The organism is Geodermatophilus arenarius, from assembly GCF_042654585.1.
Taxonomy (GTDB): Bacteria; Actinomycetota; Actinomycetes; order Mycobacteriales; family Geodermatophilaceae; genus Geodermatophilus; species Geodermatophilus arenarius.
The window spans coordinates 1-21,892 of the sequence record NZ_JBHSGR010000037.1; the positions used below are offsets into that span (position 1 = coordinate 1).

The following is a 21,892-nucleotide window of genomic DNA, read 5'->3' on the forward strand; positions in this document are numbered from 1 at the left end:
TCCCCGCGCCCGCGCGAGCATCCCGGGCACGGCCGGCAGGTCGCCGGTCGTGTCCACCGTCGCGACGGCGGCCGCGGCCAGCCAGCGGGCGCGGGCGGGCCCGGGCGGGGTGAGGTCCGCGGCCCGGAGCAGGAGGGCGACCGCGCCGGCCCCGTCCCCGCGCTGCCGGGCCCGGCCGGCCGCCCGCTCGAGCAGGCCGGCCGCCTCGCCGTCCGGCCCGAGGGTGGCCTGCGCCAGGTGCCCGGCGCAGCGCTCCGGGTCCCCGGCCAGCGCCCGCGCCAGCGCGGCGTGCGCCCGCAGGCGGTCACCGCTGCTCGCCAGCTCCACGGCGGCCGCGCCGGTGAGCGGGTGCCGCAGCGCCACGCGCCCGGCGGCCAGGTCGACGCGGACCAGCCGCGCGCGCTCGGCCGGGGCGAGGTCGTCCAGCCAGCCGTCGTCGCTCCACCGGCCGTCGGCCAGGGCGGCCGCGCGCAGCGCGCGCAGGTCGCCGGTGCCCTCGAGCGCGGCCAGCAGGAGCAGCGCGCGCGTGGGGGCCGGCAGGGCGCCGACCGGCCGGGCGAAGACGGCGTGCAGCCGCGTCCCGGGCGGGAGGGGCACCGGCCCGCCGTCGTCACCGGTCAGGACGGCGGGCAGCTCGAGCAGCGCCAGCGGGTTGCCCCGCGCCGCGTCGAGGACCCGCCGGCGCACGCTCGCGGGCAGGGCGGGGGCGCGGGTGCGCAGCAGCTCCGCCGACGCGGCCTCGTCCAGCGGGCCGAGCTCGAGGCGGGGCAGCCCGGTGTCCGGCAGCGGGTCGCCGCCGGTCCGCGCGGCGGCCAGGAACCCGCAGCGGCGGCCGGGGAGCCGGCGGGCGACGAGGCCGAGCACCCGCGCGCTGGACCGGTCCAGCTCCGGCAGGTCGTCGACGACCAGGAGGACCGGCCGCCCCCGCGCCGCGCGGTCGACCAGGGCCAGGACCGCGGACGCCACGGCCAGCGGGCCGGGCGGCGCCCCGGGCCGGACGCCGAGGACGGCCGCGAGGGCGCCGCCGGGCGGGCCCTCGGGCCCGTCGAGCAGCGGCAGGAGGAGCTGGGACAGGCCGGCGTGGCCGACCTCGGTCTCGGACCCCACCCCCGCGGCCCGCAGCACCAGCGCCCCGGTCGCGGCCGCCGTCCCCGCCGCCGCGTCGAGCACCGCGGTCCTCCCGACGCCGGGGTCGCCGGTCACGACGAGCGCGTCGCCCCGGTCGGCGGCCCGCGCGAGGAACGCCCGGACGACGCCGTCCTCGGTCTCCCGGCCGACCAGCCCGCTGCCTCCGGTCGTGGTGTCGCCCACGGGGGCCTCCCTCGACTCGCCGCCCGGACGGTCGCTCCGTGCCGGCGTCGTGGCTCGCCCCGTGGAGGTGCGAGTCTCCCGCAGCGGGCGCGGCGGCGGCAGGGGTGCGCGACCGGCGGGGACGGTCGGATGACCGATGCGCGGCCCGGCGCCCGGCGCGACAGTGGCCGCCACGGCGGCGCCCGCGGCCGGGGGAGGGGACGGCGATGGACCTGTCCGAGCACCTGCCCGACGGGACCGGCGGAGCGCCCTCCGGGGTCGACGAGCGCCGGCTGGACGGCAACGCGGCGGCCGGCGTCCTGGCCGAGGTGCTCACCGCCGAGGCGACCGCGGCGGTCTCCACCTGCACCTACTGCGGCGGCCGCGCCCCGCTGGGCGCGCACCTGGTCTACGCCGACGCGCCCGCCCTCGTGCTCCGCTGCCCCACCTGCATGCAGGTCGTCCTGCGCTGTGGCTCGGACGCCTCCGGCACCCGCCTGGAGATGAGCGGCATCCGGCTCCTGTGGTGGTCCCCGCAGCCGGCCGGCGGCACCGGCAGCTGAGCCCCGTCGAGGAGAGGTCCGGGGAGATGGCGACTCCCGCGCTGCTGCCCACCGAGGGCCGGATGCCGGCGCTCGACGGGGCGACCGGGTGGCTGAACACCGAGCCGCTGACGACCGAGGCGCTGCGCGGCCGCGTCGTCCTCGTCGACTTCTGCACCTTCACGTGCATCAACTGGCTGCGGACCCTGCCGTACGTGCGGGCGTGGGCCGACCGGTACCGGGACGACGGGCTGGTCGTCCTCGGCGTGCACACGCCGGAGTTCTCCTTCGAGCGGGACGCCGGCGCCGTGCGCCGGGCGCTCGAGGCCCTGCGCGTCACCCACCCGGTCGCGCTGGACGGCGGGTACGCGATCTGGCACGCCTTCGCCAACCACTACTGGCCGGCGCTGTACTTCGTCGACGTCACCGGGCGCATCCGCCACCACTGGTTCGGGGAGGGGGACGAGACGCGGTCGGAGACGGTGCTGCAGCAGCTGCTGGCCGAGGCCGGCGCCGACGTCCTCGGCCGCGACCCGGTCACGGTCGTCGGCGAGGGCGTCGAGGCCCCCGCCGACTGGGCCGCCCTGGGCTCACCGGAGGAGTACCTCGGCCACGGCCGGTCGACGGCCTTCGCGTCCCCGCAGGGCACGGCCCCCGACCGGTCGCACGCGTACGAGGTCCCTGCGCGGCTGCGGCCCGGCTCCTGGGCGGCGGCCGGGCGGTGGACCGTGGGCGCCGAGGCCGCGGTGCTCGACGAGCCCGGCGGGCGGCTGGCCTGCCGCTTCCGCGCCCGCGACCTGCACCTGGTGATGGGGCCGGTCGCCCCGGGGGTCTCCGTGCCCTTCCGGGTGCGCCTGGACGGGCGCCCGCCGGGGGAGGCGGCCGGCGGGGACGTGGACGCGCGGGGGCACGGCGTGGCCACCGGCCGGCGGCTCCACCAGCTGGTCCGGCAGCCGGGCCCGGTCGACGACCGGCTGTTCGAGATCGAGTTCACCGCCCCGGGCGTCGCCGCGTACGTCCTCACCTTCGGCTAGACCGACGCGCCTCCGGGAGGGAGCCGGCCATGACGACCGCGACAGCAGGGACCGTCCGCCCGTTCCGCGTGGAGGTGCCCGACGAGGCGCTCGCCGAGCTGCGGCGGCGCGTCGCGGCAACGGTCTGGCCGGAGCGGGAGACGGTCCCGGACACCTCCCAGGGCGTCCCGCTCGCGACCATGCGGGCCCTCGCGGAGCACTGGGCCACCGCCTACGACTGGCGCGCCTGCGAGGCGCGGCTCAACGCCCTGCCCCAGTTCGTCACCGAGATCGACGGGCTGGAGATCCACTTCCTGCACGTCCGCTCCCGGCACGAGGACGCCCTGCCGCTGGTCGTCAACCACGGGTGGCCCGGCTCGGTGGTCGAGCAGCTGAAGATCGTCGGCCCGCTCGTGGACCCGACCGCGCACGGCGGCGACGCCTCCGACGCCTTCGACGTCGTCGTCCCCTCGATGCCCGGCTACGGCTTCTCCGGCAAGCCGACGAGCACCGGCTGGGGCCCCGAGCGCATGGCCCGCGCCTGGGCCACGCTCATGCAGCGCCTGGGCTACGAGCGCTGGGTCGCGCAGGGCGGCGACTGGGGCGCGTTCGTCGTCGACCAGATGGGCCTGCAGGCACCGCCCGGGCTGCTCGCGATCCACACCAACATGCCGGCCACCGTGCCGGCCGACGTCAACGCGGCGGCCCTGGCCGGCGAGCCGCCGCCGCCCGGCCTGTCCGACGAGGAGCGCCGCGCCTACGGCCAGCTGCTCCGGACGTTCGGGCAGGTCGAGTACGCCCGCTACATGGCCGCCCGCCCGCAGACCCTCTACGGCATCGTGGACTCGCCCGTCGGCCTGGCCGCCTGGCTGCTCGACCACAACGACGCCGACGGCCAGCCCGCCGCGGCCGTCGTGGCCGCCCTCGACCGGACGGCGAGCAGCACCGGCGAGCTCACCCGCGACGAGGTCCTCGACAACGTGACGCTCTACTGGTTGACCGGCACCGGCGTCTCCGCCTCCCGGCTGTACTGGGAGTACCGCGGCGGCTTCTTCGACGCCAAGGGCGTGCAGGTCCCGGTCGCCGTCAGCGTCTTCCCGGGCGAGCAGTACGAGGCGCCGCGCAGCTGGGCCGAGCGCGCCTACCCGCGGCTGATCCACTACAACCGGCTGCCCCGCGGCGGGCACTTCGCCGCGTGGGAGGAGCCGTACCTGCTCGTCGACGAGCTGCGGACCGCGTTCCGGCCGCTGCGCCGGCCCCCGGTGCCCGGCCCGCGCCCGTCGAGCACGGACACCGCGGTGACGCGGTGACGGGTACCGGCCCCTCCCTGTGGACCGGGGCGCTGGCCGGGTACGCGGCCAGCCGCACCATGGACGCCGCCACCGGCTGGTTCCACGGCCGGCAGAGCGCGGAGTCCCGGCGGCGGGAGGAGGAGATCGCGCCGGGCGGCACGCTCGTGCAGCTGGGCAGGCAGCTCGGCGGCGTGGCGGGGCGCGACCTCGACGACGCGGCGGCCGGCCGGGTCGGGCTCGCCGTGCACCGCACCCTCGGCGTGACCTACGGCGTGCTCGCCGCGGCGCTGGTCCGCCGCGGCTGGCCCCCGCTGGCCGCCGGGCCGGCCGTCGGCGCCGCCGCGTTCGTGCTGGTCGACGAGGGGACGGCGCTGCCGACGATGACCGCCTACCCGCTGGTCAGCCACGCCCGGGGCGTGGTCGGCCACTCGACGGTCGGACTGGTCATCGGCCTCCTGCTCTGGCTGACCGGCCGCTCCTGACGCCGCACGCCCGAGGGGCTCCTCCGGCCGCCGGTCCCGCGGGAGGATGGTCGACGCGCGGGGGCCGGGTGCGCCGGGAGGCGCCGTGCGGGAGTTCGCGGAGCTGCAACGGGACCTGGCGCCGGCCTGCGCGGCGAACGCGCCGGGCTCCCGGATCCCGCACGTGCTGGTGACCCTGCCCTCGTTCAGCATCGGCGAGTCGCTGCTGTCGCACTACGCCGACCGCCTGCCGGCCCTGGAGCACCGGTACCTGGTCACCGTCCTGCTGCTGCCCCGCGTCCCCGGCTGCGAGCTGGTCTTCGTCAGCAGCGCCCCGCCGCCGCCGGCGCTGGTCGACCACTACCTCTCCCTGGTGCCGCGCGCCGCCCGGGCCTCGGTGCGCCGGCGGCTGTGGGTGCTCGTCGTCCCGGACACCTCCTACCGCCCGGTCGCCGCGAAGCTGCGCGACCGGCCGGACCTGGTCGAGGAGCTGCGCCGGCACATCGGCGGCCGGCCGGCGTTCCTCGAGCCGTGGAACGTCACCGCCGACGAGGTGGAGATCGCCCGGCGGCTGGACGTGCCCGTCGACGGCACCGCGCCCGAGCTGTGGCCGCTGGGGTTCAAGAGCGCCGGGCGGCGGCTGCTCGCCGGCGCCGGGGTGCCGGTGCCGGCCGGGTGCGAGGACGTGCACACCGTCGAGGACGTCGACCGCGCCGTCGACGACGTGCTGCGGCGCCGACCCGGCGCGGCCGGCGTGGTGCTCAAGCTCGACGACAGCGGCGCCGGCGACGGCAACGTGGTGCTGCGCCGGGACGGCCTGCCCGGCTCCGCGGGCCACCTGCGCGACGCGGTCCGCCGGCTGCCCGACTGGTACCTCACCGCGCTGACCCTCGGCGGCGTCGTCGAGGAGCTGGTGACCGGGGACCGGTTCGCCAGCCCCAGCGTGCAGGGTGAGATCACCCCGGACGGGCGCGTGACCGTGCTGTCCACCCACGAGCAGGTGCTCGGCGGCGACAGCGGCCAGGTGTACCTCGGCTGCCGGTTCCCGGCCGAGCCGCACTACGCCGCGGAGCTGGGGAGCCACGGGCGGGCGGCGGGGGAGGCGCTGGCCCGCTGCGGCGCCCGCGGCCGGTACGGCGTGGACTTCGTCGCCACGTCCGGCCCGGGCGGGTGGACGCTGCAGGGGCTGGAGATCAACCTCCGCAAGGGCGGGACGACGCACCCGTACACGGTGCTGCGCAACCTCGTGCCCGGCCGCTACGACCCCGACCGCGGCCGGTGGACCGCCGACGACGGCACCGTCCACTGCTACTGCGCGACCGACAACCTCGTCGACCCCGCCTGGACCGGGCTGCCGCCGCGCGAGGTCGTCGACGCGGTGGACCGGGAGGGGCTGCGCTTCGACCGGCGCACCCGCACCGGCGTCGTCCTGCACATGCTGTCCGGGCTGGCGGTCGACGGCCGGTTCGGGCTGACCGCGATCGCGCCGACCCCCGCCGCGGCGCACGAGCTGCTCGAGCGCACCCACGCGTGCGTCGACCGGCTGGCCCGGCGGCCGGTGGCCGCCGGGCCGTGACGAGCGCGCCGTGACGAGCGCGCCGTGACGAGCGCGCCGTGACGAGCGCGCCCTGACGAGCGCTCAGACGGTCTCGGGCACCCGGAGGTGGGCCAGGACCAGCTCGAACTCGGCGACGTCGGTGATCTCGGCGCCGCTCTCCCGGCTCGCCCGCTCCCGGATGGCCGCACCGGCCTCCCGGTTGCGCTCCAGGGCCGCGCGGTCCGCGTAGGTCACGGTGGTGGCGGCCGCGCCCTCCCGGCGGTCGAGCAGGACGCTGGCGCTGCAGAAACCGTCCAGCTCCTCGAGGCGCGGCAGCACGCCCATCCGGAAGGTGTCCAGGAGCTCGTCGGCCCGCTCGGGGTCCGAACGCAGCCAGGTGACCCGCGCGCAGGCGCCGGCCGGGGCCTCGTGCAGCCGGTGGAGCGCGGCGATCTCCCAGGTCCGCACCTCCGCCGCGCCGCCGAGGACCGCAGCGAGCCGGTCGCGCATCGGCCGCACCCGGTCGGCCGTGGCGCTCATCGCCTCCTCCGTCTGCCACGCGGTCGCGACGATGCAGCGGCCGGTGTCGCGGTCGACGAGGAAGGACAGGCCGACGCAGCCGTCCATGTCCTGGACCGCCGGCATCACCTCGTCGCGCATGTAGGCGACCGCGTCGTCGATCGCCTGGGTCGTGCCGTGGATGGTGGTCGTCCGTGCGTACACGTCACCGCTCCTCTCGTGCGCGCGGCGACGCCCGGTGCGGCACCGCCGCACGGGCGAGCGTCCCCGCGGTCGCCGCGCGTGGCAACGGGCACGTGCGCGTCCCGGGGGTCAGCGCCGCGGGCGCCGCCCGATCCTCGACCCCAGCCAGGTCAGCGGGTCGTACCGGCGGTCCACCACCCGCTCCTTGAGCGGGATGATGCCGTTGTCGGTGAGGTGGATGCCCTCGGGGCACACCTCGGAGCAGCACTTGGTGATGTTGCAGTAGCCGAGGCCGAACTCCTCCCGGGCGGCGTCCCGGCGGTCGACGACGTCGAGCGGGTGCATGTCCAGCTCGGCCAGCCGGATGAGGAAGCGCGGCCCGGCGAAGGCGGCCTTGTTCTCCTCGTGGTCGCGGATGACGTGGCAGGTGTCCTGGCACAGCCAGCACTCGATGCACTTGCGGAACTCCTGCGGCCGCTCGACGTCGACCTGCTGCATCCGGTGGTTGCCGTCGGGGTCGCGCGGGCGCGGGGTGAACGCCGGGACCTGCGCGGCCTTCTCGTAGTTGAAGGAGACGTCGGTGACCAGGTCGCGGATCACCGGGAACGTGCGCAGCGGGGTGACGGTCACCGGCTCGTCCTCGGCGAAGGTGCTCATCCGGGTCAGGCACATCAGCCGCGGGCGGCCGTTGACCTCCGCGCTGCACGAGCCGCACTTGCCCGCCTTGCAGTTCCACCGGACGGCGAGGTCGCCGGCCTGCGTGGCCTGCAGCCGGTGGATGACGTCGAGGACCACCTCGCCCTCGTTCACCCGGACGGTGAAGGTCTGCAGCTCCCCACCGGAGGCGTCGCCCCGCCAGATCCGGAAGGTGGCGTCGTAGCCGCCTCCGCCGCCGCTCCCGGCGCCGCCCCCGCGACCCTCGTCCACCGCGCCGAGGCTCGGCTCCGCAGGCTCGGTCACGTCCCCTCCTCGCTGGCGCTCGTCGGGTACGTGCCCGGCGGTGCCGTGTCCCCGCGTGACCTCGCGAGCTCGGTCACGTCCCCTCCTCGCTGGCGCTCGTCGGGTACGTGCCCGGCGGTGCTGTGTCCCCGCGTGACCTCGCGAGCTCGGTCACGTCCCCTCCTCGAAGACCTCGGCGAGCTCCGGCGGCATCTGCGGCAGCGGCTGCCGGGCCACGGTCACCCCGCCGTCCGCCGTCCGGGTGCAGACCAGGTTGGTGCGCCCCCACTCCGGGTCGGTCGCGGGGAAGTCGTCGCGGGTGTGCCCGCCGCGGCTCTCCTCGCGGGCGAGCGCGGCGCGGGCGATGCACTCGCTGACCAGCAGCAGGTGCGGCAGGTCCAGCGCCAGGTGCCAGCCGGGGTTGTACTGCCGGTGCCCCTCGACCGACAGCGCCGCGACCCGCTCCCGCAGCGCGGCGATGCGGGCCAGCGCCTGCTCCATCTCCGGCGCGGTGCGGATGATCCCGACCAGGTCGTGCATCGTCTGCTGCAGGTCCAGCTGCACGGTGTAGGGGTTCTCGCCGCCCTCCCGCTCGAACGGCGCCAGCGCCGCCCGGGCGGCGTCGGCCAGCGCCTCCTCGGCGAGCGCGACCACGCCGGCCCGCTTGGCCGCGTGCTCGGCCGCGGCGGCGCCGGCGCGGCGGCCGAACACCAGCAGGTCCGACAGCGAGTTGCCGCCCAGCCGGTTGGACCCGTGCATGCCGCCGGCGACCTCGCCCGCCGCGAACAGCCCGGGCACGGACGCCGCGGCGGTGTCCGGGTCCACCTCGACGCCGCCCATCACGTAGTGGCAGGTGGGGCCGACCTCCATCGCCTCGGCGGTGATGTCGACGTCGGCCAGCTCCTTGAACTGGTGGTACATCGACGGCAGCCGGCGGCGGACGTACTCGGCCGGGCGGCGGGTGGCGATGTCGAGGAAGACGCCGCCGTGCGGGGAGCCGCGGCCGGCCTTGACCTCGCTGTTGATGGCGCGGGCGACCTCGTCGCGGGGCAGCAGCTCGGGCGGGCGCCGGTTGTTCTTCTTGTCGTCGTACCAGCGGTCGGCCTCGTCCTCGGTCTCCGCCGTCTCCTTGCGGAAGTAGTCCGGGATGTAGTCGAACATGAACCGGTTGCCGGCCGAGTTGCGCAGCACCCCGCCGTCGCCGCGGACGCTCTCGGTGACCAGGATCCCGCGCACCGACGGCGGCCAGACCATCCCGGTCGGGTGGAACTGGACGAACTCCATGTTCACCAGCCCGGCACCGGCCTGCAGCGCCAGCGAGTGCCCGTCGCCGGTGTACTCCCACGAGTTCGAGGTGACCTTGTAGGCCTTGCCGATGCCGCCGGTGGCCAGGACCACCGACGGCGCCTCCCAGGCCACGAACCGGCCCGACTCGCGCCAGTAGCCGAATGCACCGGTGACGCCCTCGTCGTCGGTGAGCAGCCGGGTGACCGTGCACTCCATGAACACGTCGACGCCGAGGGCGACGGTGCGCTGCTGCAGGGTGCGGATGAGCTCCAGGCCGGTGCGGTCGCCGACGTGCGCGAGCCGGGCGTAGCGGTGGCCGCCGAAGTCGCGCTGGCTGATCAGCCCGTCGGGGGTGCGGTCGAACAGCGCGCCCCAGTCCTCGAGCTCCCGCACCCGGTCGGGCGCCTCCTGCGCGTGGATCTGGGCCATCCGCCAGTGGTTGAGCATCTTCCCGCCGCGCATGGTGTCCCGGAAGTGCACCCGCCAGCCGTCCTCCGGCCAGGCGTTACCCATCGCCGCGGCGATGCCGCCCTCGGCCATGACCGTGTGCGCCTTGCCGAGCAGGGACTTGCAGACGACGGCGGTGCGCGCCCCGGCCTCGTGCGCCGCGATCGCCGCGCGCAGTCCGGCGCCGCCGGCCCCCACCACCACGACGTCGTAGGCGTGCCGCTCGAGCTCCATCAGAAGAACCTCACGTCCCGGATCGTGTCGGTGGCGAGCAGGAGGACGTAGAGGTCGGCCAGCGCGACGCTGGCCATCGACGCCCACGCCCACTGCATGTGGCGGGCGTTGAGCCGGGAGACCAGCGTCCAGGCGCGGTAGCGCAGCGGGTGCCGGGAGAAGTTGTTCAGCCGCCCGCCGACGACGTGCCGGCACGAGTGGCAGGACAGCGAGTAGAGGGCCAGCAGCGTCGCGTTGACCAGCAGCACGAGCGTGCCCAGGCCCATGTGGCCCCACTCGCCGGTCTCGTCGCGGAAGGCGAGGACGGCGTCGTAGAAGAGGACGACGTTGATGAGCAGCGCCGCGTAGAGGAAGTAGCGGTGCACGTTCTGCCCGACCAGCGGGAACCGCGTCTCACCCGTGTAGCGCCGGTGCGGCTCGGCCACCGCGCAGGCCGGCGGCGACAGCCAGAACGACCGGTAGTAGGCCTTCCGGTAGTAGTAGCAGGTCAGCCGGATGCCCAGCGGGAAGACCAGGATGTAGATCGCCGGGGAGATCCACGTCGGGCCGGTGAACAGCTCCGGGAAGGTGTCGCCCTCGCACCGGGTCGACAGGCACGGCGAGTAGAACGGCGAGATGTAGGGCTCGGAGAAGTAGTGGGCGTTCTGGAACGCCCGGACGGTCGCGTAGACGACGAACGCGAGCAGCGCCGCCACCGTGATCGCCGGCTGCAGCCACCAGCGGTCGGTGCGCAGCGTGCGCGCCGCGATCGTCGCGCGGCGCGGGGCCGGCCCGCCGTCGCCGCGTCCGGCCGAGGTCGCCCCCGTCCCGCGCGGCGAGGTGGTGGTCACCGGCGGGTGCGGCCGGACCCGCCCAGGCCCTCGTCGTCGCCGTCGCCGTAGACGACCGCGAACGGCTCCCGGGGCGTGGCGACCCGGGCGCCGCACAGGAGGGCCAGGTCGTCGCGCAGCCGGGCGACGTCGACCCTGAGCCGGCGGGCGTCCACGGTGTCACCGAAGTGCCCCGTCAGCGGTGCGCACGCCTCCTCCAGCGCGTCCACCGCGCGGCGGGCCGCCGCCACGTCCTGCTCCAGGGACATCGCCGCCTCCAGACCCTGCTGGCGTCGCCGGGAAGCCGAGGGGGGAAGTGCACCACCGACGCCGGGCCGGGGAAAGGGGGCGCTGCGCCGTCCGGGGTCAGGACGCGCGGTCGCGCACCCCGCGCAGGAGGCCCGCCCACTGCCGGAGGACGTCCCACCGGTCGGGCGGCGGCACGGGCGCGGGGCGGGCGAGCAGGTCGAGCTCCGCCCGGAGCGCGGACCGCTGCCGCCCGAGCTCCGCCAGCTCGGCCAGGAGGGCGGCACGGCGCGCGACGGCCTCCCGGTCGAGGCGCTCCCGGGTGGCGGCCGCCTCGGCGTCGGCGCGCCGCCGCTCCTCGCGCCCGGTGGCCAGCATCGCCACGACGCCGGCCCGCGCCCGGACCGCGGCGGCGGCCGCGTCCTCCTCGGCACGCTGCCGCACCCGGTCGGCGGCCGCGGCGGCGCGGCGCTCGGCCGCCCGGACGTCGTCCAGCCGCGCCGCGGCCGCGGCCCGGGTGGCGGCGGCCGACCGCTCGGCCTCGTCGAGGAGCTGGGCGGCCCGCGCGGCGCACTCCGCCTCGTACGCGGCCGCCGCGGCCGCCGTCCGGTCGGCCTCGGCCTCGGCGTCCGCGAGGGTCCGCTGGGCGCGGGCGACGACCCGCTCCGCCTGCTCGGAGGCGGCGGCCCAGGCGGCCTCCGCCTCGGCGCGCATGCCCTCGGCCTCGTCGGCCGCGGCGGCGAGCACCGACCCGATCCGCCGGGACACCTGGAGGAACTCCCCACCGCCGGACGAGTGGCCGAGCAGCGCCCGGGCCTCGTCGAGCGCGGCGCGGGTGCTCAGCAGGCGGGTGACGAGGTGCTCGCGCTCGCGGTCGGCGGTGGCGAGCTGGTCCTCGGCCCACTGCACGTAGGTGTCGACCTGGAAGCGGTCGTAGCCGGCCACGGCGCGGCCGAACATCGGGCCGGCCTCGAGGACGGTGGGCAGGTCCCCGGAGACGTTGGGCCGGCGCCGCTCCGGACCCGTCGGGCGGAGCTCCTCGTCGACCTGCAGCTCGGTGGTCATCCCGCTGCCTCCCTCCGTCCGGGTCCGTTCCGGTTCCCGGGACGGTAGGGCGGCCGGCCGCGGCGTCGTCCGTACGTCCGAGGTGGGATCACCCGGGAGGCGACCCCGGCGCGCCTGATCGGGTGCCGCCGGCTCCGGGGGTGTCTCAGCGTGACGTCGCCCTCCCGGGTGGAAGACCGCGGACGGGCGTCGCCGGGGCGCGCGGTCGGGCACGCTCGGCCCATGGCAGACGTCCCGACCCCGCCGGACCCGGGGAGCATGACCGTCCCGCCGCTGTTCGGCTGGGAGTCCATCGTCGTCGGCCTGCTGCTGCTCGTGGCCGTCGTCGTGGTCCTGGCCGTGGTCGGCGCGGCGCGGTCGGGCGCCGGCGGCCGGGCGGATTTCCAGTCGTGGCTGGACGCCCGGTCCGCGCGGTCCGCCGGCCCGCACGACGGCACCCCGGGGGCACCCCGGCGCGGCTGACCGCGCCGGGGCCGCTCACGGCGCCGGGGGCGCCTCCTCCGCGGGCTCGGGTGCGGGCGCCGGCTCCTCCGCGGGGGCCGGTTCTTCTGCGGGGGCCGGTTCTTCTGCGGGGGCCGGTTCTTCTGCGGGGGCCGGTTCTTCCGTGGGCGCCGGTTCGGGCGCCGGCGGAGGTTCGTCGGCGGGCGCCGGCTCGGGTGCCGGCTCGGGTGCCGGTTCGGGCTCGGGTGCCGGTTCGGGTGCGGGTGCCGGCTCAGGTGCCGGTGCCGGCTCCGGTTGGGGTGCCGCCTCGGGTTCCGGCTCCGGCTCAGGCTCGGGCTGGGGTGCGGGAGCCGGTGGCGGCTCGGGCGCCGGTACCGGTTCCGGTGCGGGCTCGGGCGCTGGCGCCGGCTGGGTCTCAGGTGCCGGTGGCGGCTCGGGCGCCGGCACTGGTTCCGGCTGGGGTGCCGCCTCGGGTCCCGGCGCGGGCGCGGGCTGTGGCACCGGTGCGGGTGCGGGCGCCGGCTCGGGTGCGGGCGCCGGCTCGGGTGCGGGCGCCGGCTCGGGAACCGGAGGCGCTTCCGGGCCAGGTGCCTGTTCCGGCTGGGGCACCGGCGGGGGCGGGACCTCGGGCTGCGGCACCGGTGGCTGGTCGTCTGCCGGTGCCGGCGACTCGTCGGCCTCGGGTAGCGGCTCCGGCGCGGGACCAGGCGCCGGCTGCGGCTCGGGCTGGGGCGCCGGCCCTGACGGGGCTTCCGGCGCGGCTGGCGGTGCCGCCTCCGGCTGCGGTGCCGCCTCCGGGGCAGGTGCCGGCTCCGGGGCAGGTGCCGGCTCCGGGGCAGGTGCCGGCGCAGGCGCCGTCTCGGACTCGGGTGCCGGTTCCGGCCCGGGTGGAGGTGCGGGCGCGGGTTGGGGCGCGGGTGCCTGCTCCGGTGAGGGTGCGGGCGCCGGTCCAGGCGCGGGCTCCGGCTGGGGCGCCGGCTCGGGCGCGGGCTCCGGCTGGGGCGCCGGCTCGGGTGCGGGTTCCGGCGCAGGCACAGGCGCGGCATCCGGCTGGGGTGCGGCCTCGGGACCAGGAGCCGGCTGCGGCTCGGGCGTCGGCTCAGGCTCCGGCTCCGGGGCGGCTGGGGTCTCGGGTGTGGCCTCCGGCTCGGGCTGCGTCCCCGGTGCGGACTGCGGCTCCGGCTCGGGAGCCGGCGCAGGGGCCTCGACGGGCGGCGACTCCGGCTCACCCGCCTGGTCCGCTCCCGGATCCGTTTCGGTCGCCACGTCGGGCGCCGCCTCGTCCTGGGTCGGCGTCTCCGGCTCCGGGGCGGGCTCGCCCTGGGTCGGCGTCTCCGGCTCGGACGGGGTCCCGGGCTCGGGTCCGGTCGCGGGGTCGGGCTCGGACGGCGTCTCGGGGCCGGACGGCGTCCCCGGCTCGGGCGCCGGCTCGTCGTCGGTCGACGACCCGCTGTCGGTCGACGACCCGCTGTCGGTCGAGGGCCCGGACTCCGCCTCGGGCTCCGGCGGCGGCGGGACGGACCCGGGAGCCGGCTCGGTCTCCGGCTCGGGGAGCTCGTCGGACCCGGTCGGGAGCTCGGCGTCGTCCTCGCCCCCGGACCCGGACCCGGACCCGGACCCGGACCCATCCTCGACGTCCGGCTCCGGTGCGGCCGGGGGTGCGGTCTCGTCGACGGGAGCCGGCGCCGGCGCGACTCCGGTGTCGGGCGCGTCCGCCTCGGGCAGCGGAGCGGGCGGCGGCGGGGGCGCGACCTCGGTGGTGGGAGCCGCCGAGACCGGCGGCGGGGCCTCGGCGCCACCCGCCGCGGGAGGCGGCGCCTCACCGGTGGCGGCCGGGACGTCCGGAGCCCGCGGGGGTCCGGCATCCGCCTCCTCCGGCGCGGGCGCCGCCTCGCTCGACGGGGCCGCGGCGGGCGGGGGTGGGCTCGACGGGGCGGGCGGGCTCTCCCAGATCTGGCTGAAGGCGCGCACGATCCCGCCCGTGGCGGGGGTGCCCTGCAGGGCCTGCGCCAGCGAGGCGACACCCGTCGTGACGAGCAGGACCGCGGCTCCCGTCGCGGTGCGCGCGGCACGGCCGGGGAGCCGGGCCCACCACACCGTCCGCTCCGGGGACCGCACCCCGGCCCGCCGGGGCGCTGCCGGGCGCCGGCCGCTGACCCACCGCGCGACCAGCGCCGAGAGCACCCCGCCCAGGAGCAGCAGCGCGATGCCGAGGACCAGCCACACCGTCGCGGAGGAGGCGGGGTCCGCGGCGGTGTCCGAGGTGGTGACCGAGTTCGTCACGACGTCGGCGGTGCCGGCCACGATCGCCGAGAACAGCAGCGCCCCCGCGACGGTGACGGCGTCCTCGGTCCGGCGGGGGAGGCGGCGGGACGCCACCCGGGACGCGTCGCGGTCGTGGCTGACGACGGGGCGGCGCCGGGGCCGGCGAGGGCGGACGAGGACAGGCCGCGCGCCGCCGCCTCGGGCGCCGGCGGGACGCCGTCGTCGTGCACGCATGGAGCCTCCAGGTGGTGCGGTGCCTGGTCGTCCGGAACCCGTGCCGCGCCAGCATGGTGGGGCGCTCACGACGGGCGCAACACGTCTCCGACCTCCGACGGGGGTCGGGACGGCGCCCGTCAGGCCATGTCGACCGCGATCTTGAGCTGCCCCGGCCGGGGGGCGATCGCGGCCCCGAAGGCCGCCTCCACGTCGGCGACCGGGTGGACGTGCGTGACGTAGCTGTCGCGCAGCGCCGGGTGCGCGGCCAGGTACGCGCCGGCGTCGGTCAGCACCCGGCGGCGCTCCAGGGTGACGCCCGAGCGGAGGGTCAGGTTCTTCCGCAGGAAGGTCATCATGTCGAACGGGTAGACCGGGTCGTCCGGGACGCCGAAGTAGAAGACCTGGCCGCCGGGCGCGACGGCGTCCAGCGCCGGCTTGAGCGTCGTCACCTGGTGGCCCACGGCCTCGACGACGACGGCGGGACGGTCGGCGTCGGACAGCGTGCCCGCCCACCGCTCGGCGCGTGCCGTCACCGTCTCGTCGACGCCGAAGGCGGACGCGGCGTCGCTGCGGTCCACCGGGTCGACGCCGGTCACGCGCGCCGCGCCGCGCGCCTTGAGCACGTGGCTGAACAGCAGGCCGATCGGGCCCTGGCCGATCACCGCCACCGACTGCCCGGACACGTCGCCGAGCTGTTCGGCGGCGTACAGCACGCAGGCCAGCGGCTGCAGCATGACCGCGGTCGTGGGCGGCAGGGCGGTGTCGTAGCCGGCCAGGCCCTCGCCGTCGGTGACGACGAGCTCCGCGATGCCGTCGAACATCGAGGCCCAGCCGACGACGAGGTCGCCGGGGGAGTGGTCGGGGTGCCGGCTGGCGACGACCTCCCCGACGATCTCGTGCATCGGGAAGCCCGGCGCCCGGGTGGCGCCCCAGCCGTCCTCGGCGGCCGGGTGCGGCCACACGCCGCCGCGGAAGTTGGGCAGGTCGCTGCCGCAGATGGCGCCGGCGCGGGTGGCCAGCAGCACGTGCCCGGGTGCCAGCGCGCCGGCGTCCGGGGCCGGGACCTCCACCTCCTCGAACCGGAAGGGACCGCGCAGCGTCTGTGCCCACATGGGTGTCCTCCGTCCTGCCGGGTGCCCCGGCGCCGGGGCGGCGCCCCTCAGCCTGCACGATCGCCGCGGCCCAGCGCCTCGGCCAGCGCGGCGGTCCGCGCCCGGAGGAACTCGCGTGAGACGGGCGCCCACGGCTCGACGCCGTCGAACAGGTGGTAGGCCCCGGGGACCACGTGCAGGGTGCACCCGGTCCCGGACTGCCGGAGCCGCTGCGCGTAGGCGACGTCCTCGTCGTGGAACAGGTCGCACGTGCCGACGCCGATCCACGCCGGCGGCAGGCCGGAGAGGTCCGGGTGGCGCGCCGGCGCCGCGAGCGGGGGGACGTCGTCCGTCCGCCAGGCCGGGCCGAGGTACGACCGCCAGCCGAACCGGTTGCTGTTCGCGTTCCAGAGGCGCACGCAGCGCTGGTCGACGTCCGTGCGCGCCGCGGTCCGGTCGTCGAGCATCGGGTAGGAGAGCAGCTGCAGGACCGGGCGGACCTCGTCCCGTTCCCGCGCGAGCAGCGCGAGCGCGGCCGCCAGTCCGCCGCCGGCGCTCTCCCCGCCGACGGCGATCCGCTCGGGGTCGACGAACGGGCGGCCGGCGAGCCAGCGGAGGGCCGCGAGGCAGTCGTGCAGCGCCGTGGGGAACGGGTGCTCGGGAGCGAGCCGGTACTCGACCGACGCGACGGCGATGCCCAGCCGGTCGGCGAAGCGGCGGCAGGCGCGGTCGTCCTGGCGCGCGGCGCCGATGACCAGCCCGCCGCTGTGCATCCACAGCAGCGCGGGAGTGCGCGGCGGACCCGACGACGGCCGGAACAGGCGCACCGACACCCCCGGCGCGACCGGCGCCTCGACCGCGCCCCACCGTCGCCGGGTGGTGGCGAGCGCCCTCGTCAGCAGCCGGACGGCGCGCAGGCTGCGCGGGCCGACCACGGTGCGCGGGACCAGCGGTGCGGCCCGCAGGTCGCGGTGGAAGGACGGCGTGGGCACGGGTGCTCCTCCCGGACGCGGTCGCACGCGGCCGGGCCGGGCCGGGTGCGGTCCCGCCCACGATGCCGGTGCCGGACCGGGACGACCAGGCCGCGACGCCGACGCGCCGGGACCCACCGGTCAGGCGGGGGTCCGGGCGAGGTCGTTCCACCGGTCGAGCAGCCGGTCGAGGTGGCCGACCGCGTCCGCGACGCGCTGCCGGGCCGCGGGCGTGTCCTTGACCTGCCGCGCGCGCCGTGCGGCGCCGAACTCCAGCCGCGCCAGGTGGAGCTGGAGCCGCAGGTCCTCCTCGGGGCCGGTGTGCAGGACGTCCACGACGACCTCCCCTGCGTGTCCGGACCGGACCGGTGGTCCGCGTCGAGCCCTCGTCGTCGACCGACCGCGCGTCTCCGGCAGCGGCCGGTCACCAGTGGGACTCCCGGCGACGCCGGGACTCACCGCCCTCACATCACCAGGTGCGCGGCCTCGCCGGTGGACTGCTCGACGTCGTCCGTCGCTGTCCGCAGCAGCCGGTGCGCCAGGTCGGACAGCGCGCGGGCGACCGCGATCTCGTCGCCGATCACGGGGACGTCCCGGTCGGCCGGGTCCAGCCGGGCGAACCCGATGCCGGTCAGTGCCGCGGTCTCGCCGGGCTGCAGGTGGGCGACGGCGCGGGTGCGGCCGTCGTGCTCGCCGATGTCGATGCGCACCGTCCAGGTCTTCACCGCGTCCACGTCGGCCTCCTCTCGGTGGCGGGGCTCCGAGGGTCCTCCTCCGGGCGGGCGGCCGACGCGGCCGGAAGGCCGGAGTGCCCGGGACCTGTGGCCCCGGGTCCCGCCGCCCGGCGCGGCGTCGTCCGTACGTCCCGCCCCGTGCCGACCTCCGGCCCTGGGGAGGCGGCCCCGACGTCCCCAGCCTCGGGGGTGTGACCGTGGTCCGGACCCGCCCGCCGTCGACGGCCGGGCGGCGGGCGAACGCCGTCGCCGCCGTGGTGGCCGACGGCGTCCTCCTGCTGGTGGTCCACGTCTGGCCGGGGTGGGAGGTCGTCCCCTTCCTCACCGGCGAGACGACGCGGGTGCTGCCCTTCGTCGACGCCGCGCTCGTCGCCGGGATCGCGGTCGCCCTGCTGCAGCTGGTGCGTCCCGGGGGCGCATCGGTGCCGGCGGGGACGCTGGTGACGACGGCGTTCGGCCTGGCCGCCACGGTGCGCGGGCTGCAGGTCTTCCCGTTCGACGTCGGCCCGGGCTGGGAGGTCGTCGTGCGCGTCGTGCTGTGGCTCGGCATCGCCGGTGGCGTCGTCGGGGCGCTGGTCGCCCTGCTCGCGCTGCTCCGCCTGCGCGGGGCGCGGCGGTAGTCCGCCGCCCGGGCCCGTCCGGCGGCCGATGCGGGTCTCGGTGTCCCGTGCGGCGACGGCGGCCGACGCCGGCCGCGCGGTCGCCGCCGTGGCCGCCGCCCGGGACGGGGTGCGGCCGGCGCGGTCGCACGCGGGCCGGGGAGCCCGGCAGGGACCGAAGGACGCCGCAGCCGGGACCTCCGGCCCGGGGGTGACCGTGCCGCAGGTGTGACGGTCGACCCCGACGTGGCGACCAGGGAGGACCGATGACCGACAGCACCACCCGGGACGGCGACGGGACGGCGTTCGGCCCGCCCGTGGAACGCGACGGCGCCACGGTGATCACCGCGACGCGGTCGACCAGCCACACCGCGAGCGCCGGCGACGGCCGCACCGGGCGACGACCCGCCGCCGAGATGGCCGGGGCGCGGCCGCTGGGCGCGTTCGAGGTGCGCGACGGCCGGGTGCGCTGGCACCCCGTGGTCGACGTCACCCGCGTGGTCACCACCGCCGAGGTCGTGCTCGGCGCGGTGGCCGTGGCGTCCCGCCTCGCGGGGCGGCCGAGCCCGGCCGTCGCGAAGGTGACGATGGGCCCCGGCGGCTGGGTGAGCATGAAGGGCGGCGCGATGGCCGTCCGCCCGGCCCGCCGCCTGTGGCGGCGCACCCACCCCACGGTGGGTGTCCGGCGGCCGTGGTGGGCCCGGCTGCTGGCCGCCACCGCGCTCGAGCGGCTGGTCGGCTGATCGCCGTGGAGGTCCGCAACCGGGTCGTGGACCCGGCCGTGCACGCGCGTGCGCCGCCGACCGGGTGGTGCTGCTGGAGCCGGCCGTGACCTCCCGGGCTCCGGCCGGGCCGTCAGGCCCTCCGGTCCGTGACCGGACCCCGGGAGCCTCGGGCGTGGCTGCTCACCCGTCCGGTGCGCGCCGTGCCCGCCGCCCGTCCCGTCCGCCCGAGCGAGGTCCCGCATGAGCACGTCCACGTCTGACCGGCCGCACACGGCGGCCCGGCCGCCGCGCGCCTTCAGCCGCCGCGTCGCCGCCGCGGGCCTGCCGGCCGGACCGGCGATCCCCGCGCCGGTCACCGAGGACGACCTCGCCGGCCTGCCGTCCGCCGCCGTCCGGTACCTGGAGGCGATGGGCGTGGTCGGCCGGCCGCGCACCTGGTCGCTGCGGGCGCACTGGACCGGCCGCTTCCGCCTCGGCCCCGACCGCCCGTGGATGCCGTGCGACGCCTGGCAGTACAACGCCGCCGAGGAGGTCGCGCGGCTCTACCGGATGCGGCTGCTGGTCGGCGGCGTCGTGCCGATGTGGGGCTGGGACACCTACCGCCACGGCACCGGGCGGATGCTCGGCAAGGCCCTCGGCCTGGTCACCGTGGCCGACGGCTCGGGACCGGAGTTCGACCGCGGGGAGCTGGTCACCTGGCTCAACGACGCCGTCCTGCTGGCCCCGGCGGTGCTGCTGCACCCCCGGACCCGGTGGGAGGACCGCGGCGAGGACCGGTTCGCCGTCTCGGTGACCGACGCCGGCCGCACCGTGAGCGCCGTGGTGGCCCTCGACGGGTCCGGCCGGCCGCTGGACTTCCGGACCGGTGACCGCTGGGCCGACCTGCCCGGCGGTCCGGTGCGGACGCCGTGGAGCACGCCGGTGCGCGGCTGGACGGTCGTCGGCGGCCGTCCCCGCATGACCGGCGGCTCCGCAGTGTGGCACCTGCCCGAGGGGGAGTACGTCTACGGCGAGATGACACCGGTCGGCCTCGACCTCGACGTCCCGCCGGGGCGGTGAGGCCCGTGCTGCGCACCCTCCTGCTGGCCGGCGCCGGGGCCGCCGGCCTCGAGCACCTGCACCGGCACCGCGACTGGGGTGCGACGCCCGGCGAGGTGGCCCGCGCCCTCCCGGGCGACGAGCTCGTCCCCGAGCCGGCCGAGCAGACCACCCTGGGGGTGTCCGTCGCCGCGCCCGCCGAGGAGGTCTGGGCGTGGCTGGTCCAGGTGGGGCGAGGCCGCGGCGGCACGTACAGCGGCCGGGGACGAAGGTCCCCGGACGCGGGGACGTCGGCCCGCGGACCCACGCGGGCGGACGGCGCAGGGTCGGAACGGGCCCGGCGGGTGACCGGGCAGGGAGCGGAGGCGGACGGTGACGACGGAGCAGGGGACCAGCGACGCGACGGGGCCCGGCCGCGTGGTCGTCGGTGTGGACGGGTCGCCGGGGGCGCGCACCGCGCTCGGCTGGGGCCTCGCCGCGGCCGCCCGCACGGGAGCGCGCCTCGAGGTGGCCAGCGCCTACCCGGTGGGCTTCCACTGGACCGACCCGTTCCTGCTCGACACCCAGCGGCTCGACGCCATCCGCACGGACACCGAGGAGCGGGTCCGCGCGCTGGTCGAGGAGGTCCGCCGCGACCCGGCCGTGGCCGCTGTCCCCGGCACCGCCGAGGTGCAGACCGACGTCGTGGTGGCGGCGGGTGCGCCGGCCGAGCACCTGGTCGCCCTGGCGGAGGGCGCGGACCTCCTGGTGCTCGGCAGCCGCGGCCGGGGCCGCGTCCGCAGCGCGCTGCTGGGCTCGGTGGCCCTGCACTGTGTGGCCCACGCGCCGTGCCCGGTCGTCGTCGTGCACCCGGGAGCGGTCGAGCCCCCGCCGCGGGTCGTCGTCGGCGTGGACGACTCGGCGACGTCCCGTGCCGCCCTCGCCCGCGCCGCCCGCGAGGCCGAGCGCCTCGGCGCGCGGCTCGAGGTGGTCGCCGCCTACCAGCCGGCGTCCTACTGGAGCGACCTGTACGCGATCACCGCACCGCCGGCCTCCGAGACCGAGGAGCACGCCCGCGCCCGCGTGACGGCGTTCGTCGCCGACGTGCTCGGGTCGGTGGCGGGGACCGACCTCCGGGTGGTGCAGGGGTCCCCGGGGGAGGCGCTGGTGCAGCACGCGGACGGCGCCGCGCTGCTCGTCGTCGGGAGCCGCAGCCGCAGCCGCCTGGGCGGGATGGTCCTCGGCTCCGTGGCCCTGCACTGCGCGGTGCACGCGCCCTGCCCGGTCATGGTGGTGCACCCCGGGCGGGTCGCGCAGCAGGCGGCCCCCGCGGAGCCCGCCGTCACGAGCGCGGTGCCGGAGCCCTCGGTCTGACGGTCGCCGCGTCCGGAACCGGTCCGAGGGAGGGAGCAGCGATGCGGGGACGAGAGGTGGCACGGGCCCGCCGTGAGCACGTGGCCGGCCGACGCAAGGCCGGCCGACGCACGGCCGGCAGGCGCACGGCCGGCGGCCGCGCGGTCGGCCCCGTGGCGGTCCGGGCGCTGGCGGTCGGCGCGGTGGCGCTCGGCTCGGCGGCAGTGGGCGGTCTGGCGGTCGGCTCGCTCGCCGTGGGACGGCTCGCGGTGGGACGGCTGGCCGTGGGCCGCGTGGCCGTGGGACGCGCGGACCTGCGCACCGTGCGGGTGGCGCGGCTGGAGGTCGACGAGCTCGTCGTCGGCCGCGTGTCGGGCCTCCCGACGACGCCGGGCGCGGTCGAGGCAGACGCGGTCGACCCGGCCGCGGCCGGGAACGGCGGCGGACGGCTCGGGACCTGACTCCTCAGCCGTGCAGGGCACGACCGTTCCGGGCGTCGGCTCACCCCTGAGGTGGTGAGCCGACGCCCGTGCCGACCTGCTGCCTCAGAAGGGCGGTGGGTCGTCGTCCGGGTCGGCCGGTGACGGTGGGCCGGTGTCGGGCGGTGATCCGGGTC

General features: G+C 77.9%; 22 protein-coding genes. 11 read left to right on the forward strand and 11 right to left on the reverse strand.

The genetic code is table 11. From position 1 onward, the window contains the following. Positions 1 to 1,311: AAA family ATPase (locus ACFO3M_RS22080; protein ID WP_387994177.1), on the reverse strand; the 1,311-nt coding region annotated here is incomplete at its 3' end. A gap of 206 nt (positions 1,312 to 1,517) precedes the next feature. Here ACFO3M_RS22080 and ACFO3M_RS22085 point away from each other — a divergent pair. From ACFO3M_RS22085 to ACFO3M_RS22105, 5 genes are all read left to right on the forward strand, one after another. After that, entirely contained in the window at positions 1,518 to 1,853 is a 336-nt protein-coding gene (locus tag ACFO3M_RS22085) for a DUF6510 family protein (RefSeq protein WP_387994180.1), read from the forward strand. Positions 1,854 to 1,879: 26 nt separating this feature from the next. After that, positions 1,880 to 2,866 carry a thioredoxin family protein gene (locus tag ACFO3M_RS22090; protein WP_387994183.1) on the forward strand — a complete coding sequence of 329 codons (987 nt, stop codon included), beginning with the start codon at positions 1,880 to 1,882 and terminating at the stop codon, positions 2,864 to 2,866. A 29-nt stretch (positions 2,867 to 2,895) separates the two neighbouring features. Beyond that, positions 2,896 to 4,155, forward strand: a complete 1,260-nt coding sequence (locus ACFO3M_RS22095) for an epoxide hydrolase family protein (RefSeq protein ID WP_387994186.1) — start codon at positions 2,896 to 2,898, stop codon at positions 4,153 to 4,155. After that, entirely contained in the window at positions 4,152 to 4,619 is a 468-nt protein-coding gene (locus ACFO3M_RS22100; protein WP_387994188.1) for a hypothetical protein, read from the forward strand. Before ACFO3M_RS22095 ends, ACFO3M_RS22100 begins: the two co-directional genes overlap by 4 nt. Before the next feature lie 85 nt (positions 4,620 to 4,704). Further along, complete coding sequence (locus tag ACFO3M_RS22105; RefSeq protein WP_387994190.1) at positions 4,705 to 6,174, forward strand: peptide ligase PGM1-related protein; 1,470 nt, start codon at positions 4,705 to 4,707, stop codon at positions 6,172 to 6,174. A 63-nt stretch (positions 6,175 to 6,237) separates the two neighbouring features. On the opposite strand, the gene ACFO3M_RS22110 is transcribed toward ACFO3M_RS22105, so the two are convergent. The 6 genes from ACFO3M_RS22110 to ACFO3M_RS22135 all read right to left on the reverse strand — a co-directional run bounded on the left by ACFO3M_RS22110 (position 6,238) and on the right by ACFO3M_RS22135 (position 11,864). Continuing rightward, positions 6,238 to 6,858, reverse strand: coding sequence for a hypothetical protein (locus ACFO3M_RS22110; RefSeq protein ID WP_387994193.1), 621 nt, complete (start codon positions 6,856 to 6,858; stop codon positions 6,238 to 6,240). Between the two features lie 108 nt (positions 6,859 to 6,966). Continuing rightward, a complete protein-coding gene (locus ACFO3M_RS22115; RefSeq protein WP_387994196.1) occupies positions 6,967 to 7,797 on the reverse strand; it encodes a succinate dehydrogenase/fumarate reductase iron-sulfur subunit in 831 nt (276 codons plus the stop codon). Between the two features lie 150 nt (positions 7,798 to 7,947). Then, the gene (locus ACFO3M_RS22120; RefSeq protein ID WP_387994198.1) at positions 7,948 to 9,744 is read right to left on the reverse strand and encodes a fumarate reductase/succinate dehydrogenase flavoprotein subunit; all 1,797 of its coding nucleotides are present in this window, start codon (positions 9,742 to 9,744) and stop codon (positions 7,948 to 7,950) included. Next, complete coding sequence (locus ACFO3M_RS22125) at positions 9,744 to 10,574, reverse strand: hypothetical protein (protein ID WP_387994201.1); 831 nt, start codon at positions 10,572 to 10,574, stop codon at positions 9,744 to 9,746. The genes ACFO3M_RS22120 and ACFO3M_RS22125 overlap by 1 nt, the downstream gene beginning before the upstream one ends. Beyond that, positions 10,571 to 10,822 (reverse strand): hypothetical protein, encoded by a 252-nt coding sequence (locus ACFO3M_RS22130; protein ID WP_387994204.1) that lies wholly within the window; start codon positions 10,820 to 10,822, stop codon positions 10,571 to 10,573. The genes ACFO3M_RS22125 and ACFO3M_RS22130 overlap by 4 nt, the downstream gene beginning before the upstream one ends. A 97-nt stretch (positions 10,823 to 10,919) precedes the next feature. Continuing rightward, complete coding sequence (locus ACFO3M_RS22135) at positions 10,920 to 11,864, reverse strand: hypothetical protein (protein ID WP_387994207.1); 945 nt, start codon at positions 11,862 to 11,864, stop codon at positions 10,920 to 10,922. A 222-nt stretch (positions 11,865 to 12,086) separates the two neighbouring features. On the opposite strand from ACFO3M_RS22135, the gene ACFO3M_RS22140 reads away from it, so the two are divergent. Beyond that, on the forward strand, positions 12,087 to 12,326 hold the full coding sequence (locus ACFO3M_RS22140) for a hypothetical protein (RefSeq protein WP_387994210.1): 240 nt from the start codon (positions 12,087 to 12,089) through the stop codon (positions 12,324 to 12,326). Between the two features lie 2,597 nt (positions 12,327 to 14,923). Here ACFO3M_RS22140 and ACFO3M_RS22145 read toward each other — a convergent pair. From ACFO3M_RS22145 to ACFO3M_RS22160, 4 genes are all read right to left on the reverse strand, one after another. Further along, complete coding sequence (locus ACFO3M_RS22145; RefSeq protein WP_387994213.1) at positions 14,924 to 15,898, reverse strand: zinc-binding dehydrogenase; 975 nt, start codon at positions 15,896 to 15,898, stop codon at positions 14,924 to 14,926. 47 nt (positions 15,899 to 15,945) lie between these two features. After that, the gene (locus ACFO3M_RS22150) at positions 15,946 to 16,869 is read right to left on the reverse strand and encodes an alpha/beta hydrolase (protein ID WP_387994216.1); all 924 of its coding nucleotides are present in this window, start codon (positions 16,867 to 16,869) and stop codon (positions 15,946 to 15,948) included. 120 nt (positions 16,870 to 16,989) lie between these two features. Then, a complete protein-coding gene (locus ACFO3M_RS22155) occupies positions 16,990 to 17,184 on the reverse strand; it encodes a hypothetical protein (protein ID WP_387994219.1) in 195 nt (64 codons plus the stop codon). Positions 17,185 to 17,312: 128 nt separating this feature from the next. Beyond that, on the reverse strand, positions 17,313 to 17,582 hold the full coding sequence (locus tag ACFO3M_RS22160; protein WP_387994222.1) for a DUF1876 domain-containing protein: 270 nt from the start codon (positions 17,580 to 17,582) through the stop codon (positions 17,313 to 17,315). A gap of 191 nt (positions 17,583 to 17,773) precedes the next feature. Between ACFO3M_RS22160 and ACFO3M_RS22165 the strand changes: the two genes are divergently transcribed. From ACFO3M_RS22165 to ACFO3M_RS22185, 5 genes are all read left to right on the forward strand, one after another. Continuing rightward, on the forward strand, positions 17,774 to 18,202 hold the full coding sequence (locus tag ACFO3M_RS22165; RefSeq protein WP_387994224.1) for a hypothetical protein: 429 nt from the start codon (positions 17,774 to 17,776) through the stop codon (positions 18,200 to 18,202). Between the two features lie 245 nt (positions 18,203 to 18,447). Continuing rightward, on the forward strand, positions 18,448 to 18,924 hold the full coding sequence (locus ACFO3M_RS22170; protein ID WP_387994226.1) for a hypothetical protein: 477 nt from the start codon (positions 18,448 to 18,450) through the stop codon (positions 18,922 to 18,924). A gap of 222 nt (positions 18,925 to 19,146) precedes the next feature. Continuing rightward, positions 19,147 to 19,965 carry a DUF6544 family protein gene (locus tag ACFO3M_RS22175; RefSeq protein WP_387994229.1) on the forward strand — a complete coding sequence of 273 codons (819 nt, stop codon included), beginning with the start codon at positions 19,147 to 19,149 and terminating at the stop codon, positions 19,963 to 19,965. Positions 19,966 to 20,316: 351 nt separating this feature from the next. Then, positions 20,317 to 21,297 (forward strand): universal stress protein, encoded by a 981-nt coding sequence (locus ACFO3M_RS22180; protein WP_387994231.1) that lies wholly within the window; start codon positions 20,317 to 20,319, stop codon positions 21,295 to 21,297. Positions 21,298 to 21,449: 152 nt separating this feature from the next. Beyond that, positions 21,450 to 21,737, forward strand: a complete 288-nt coding sequence (locus ACFO3M_RS22185; RefSeq protein ID WP_387994234.1) for a hypothetical protein — start codon at positions 21,450 to 21,452, stop codon at positions 21,735 to 21,737. The last annotated feature ends 155 nt before the right edge of the window (positions 21,738 to 21,892 follow it).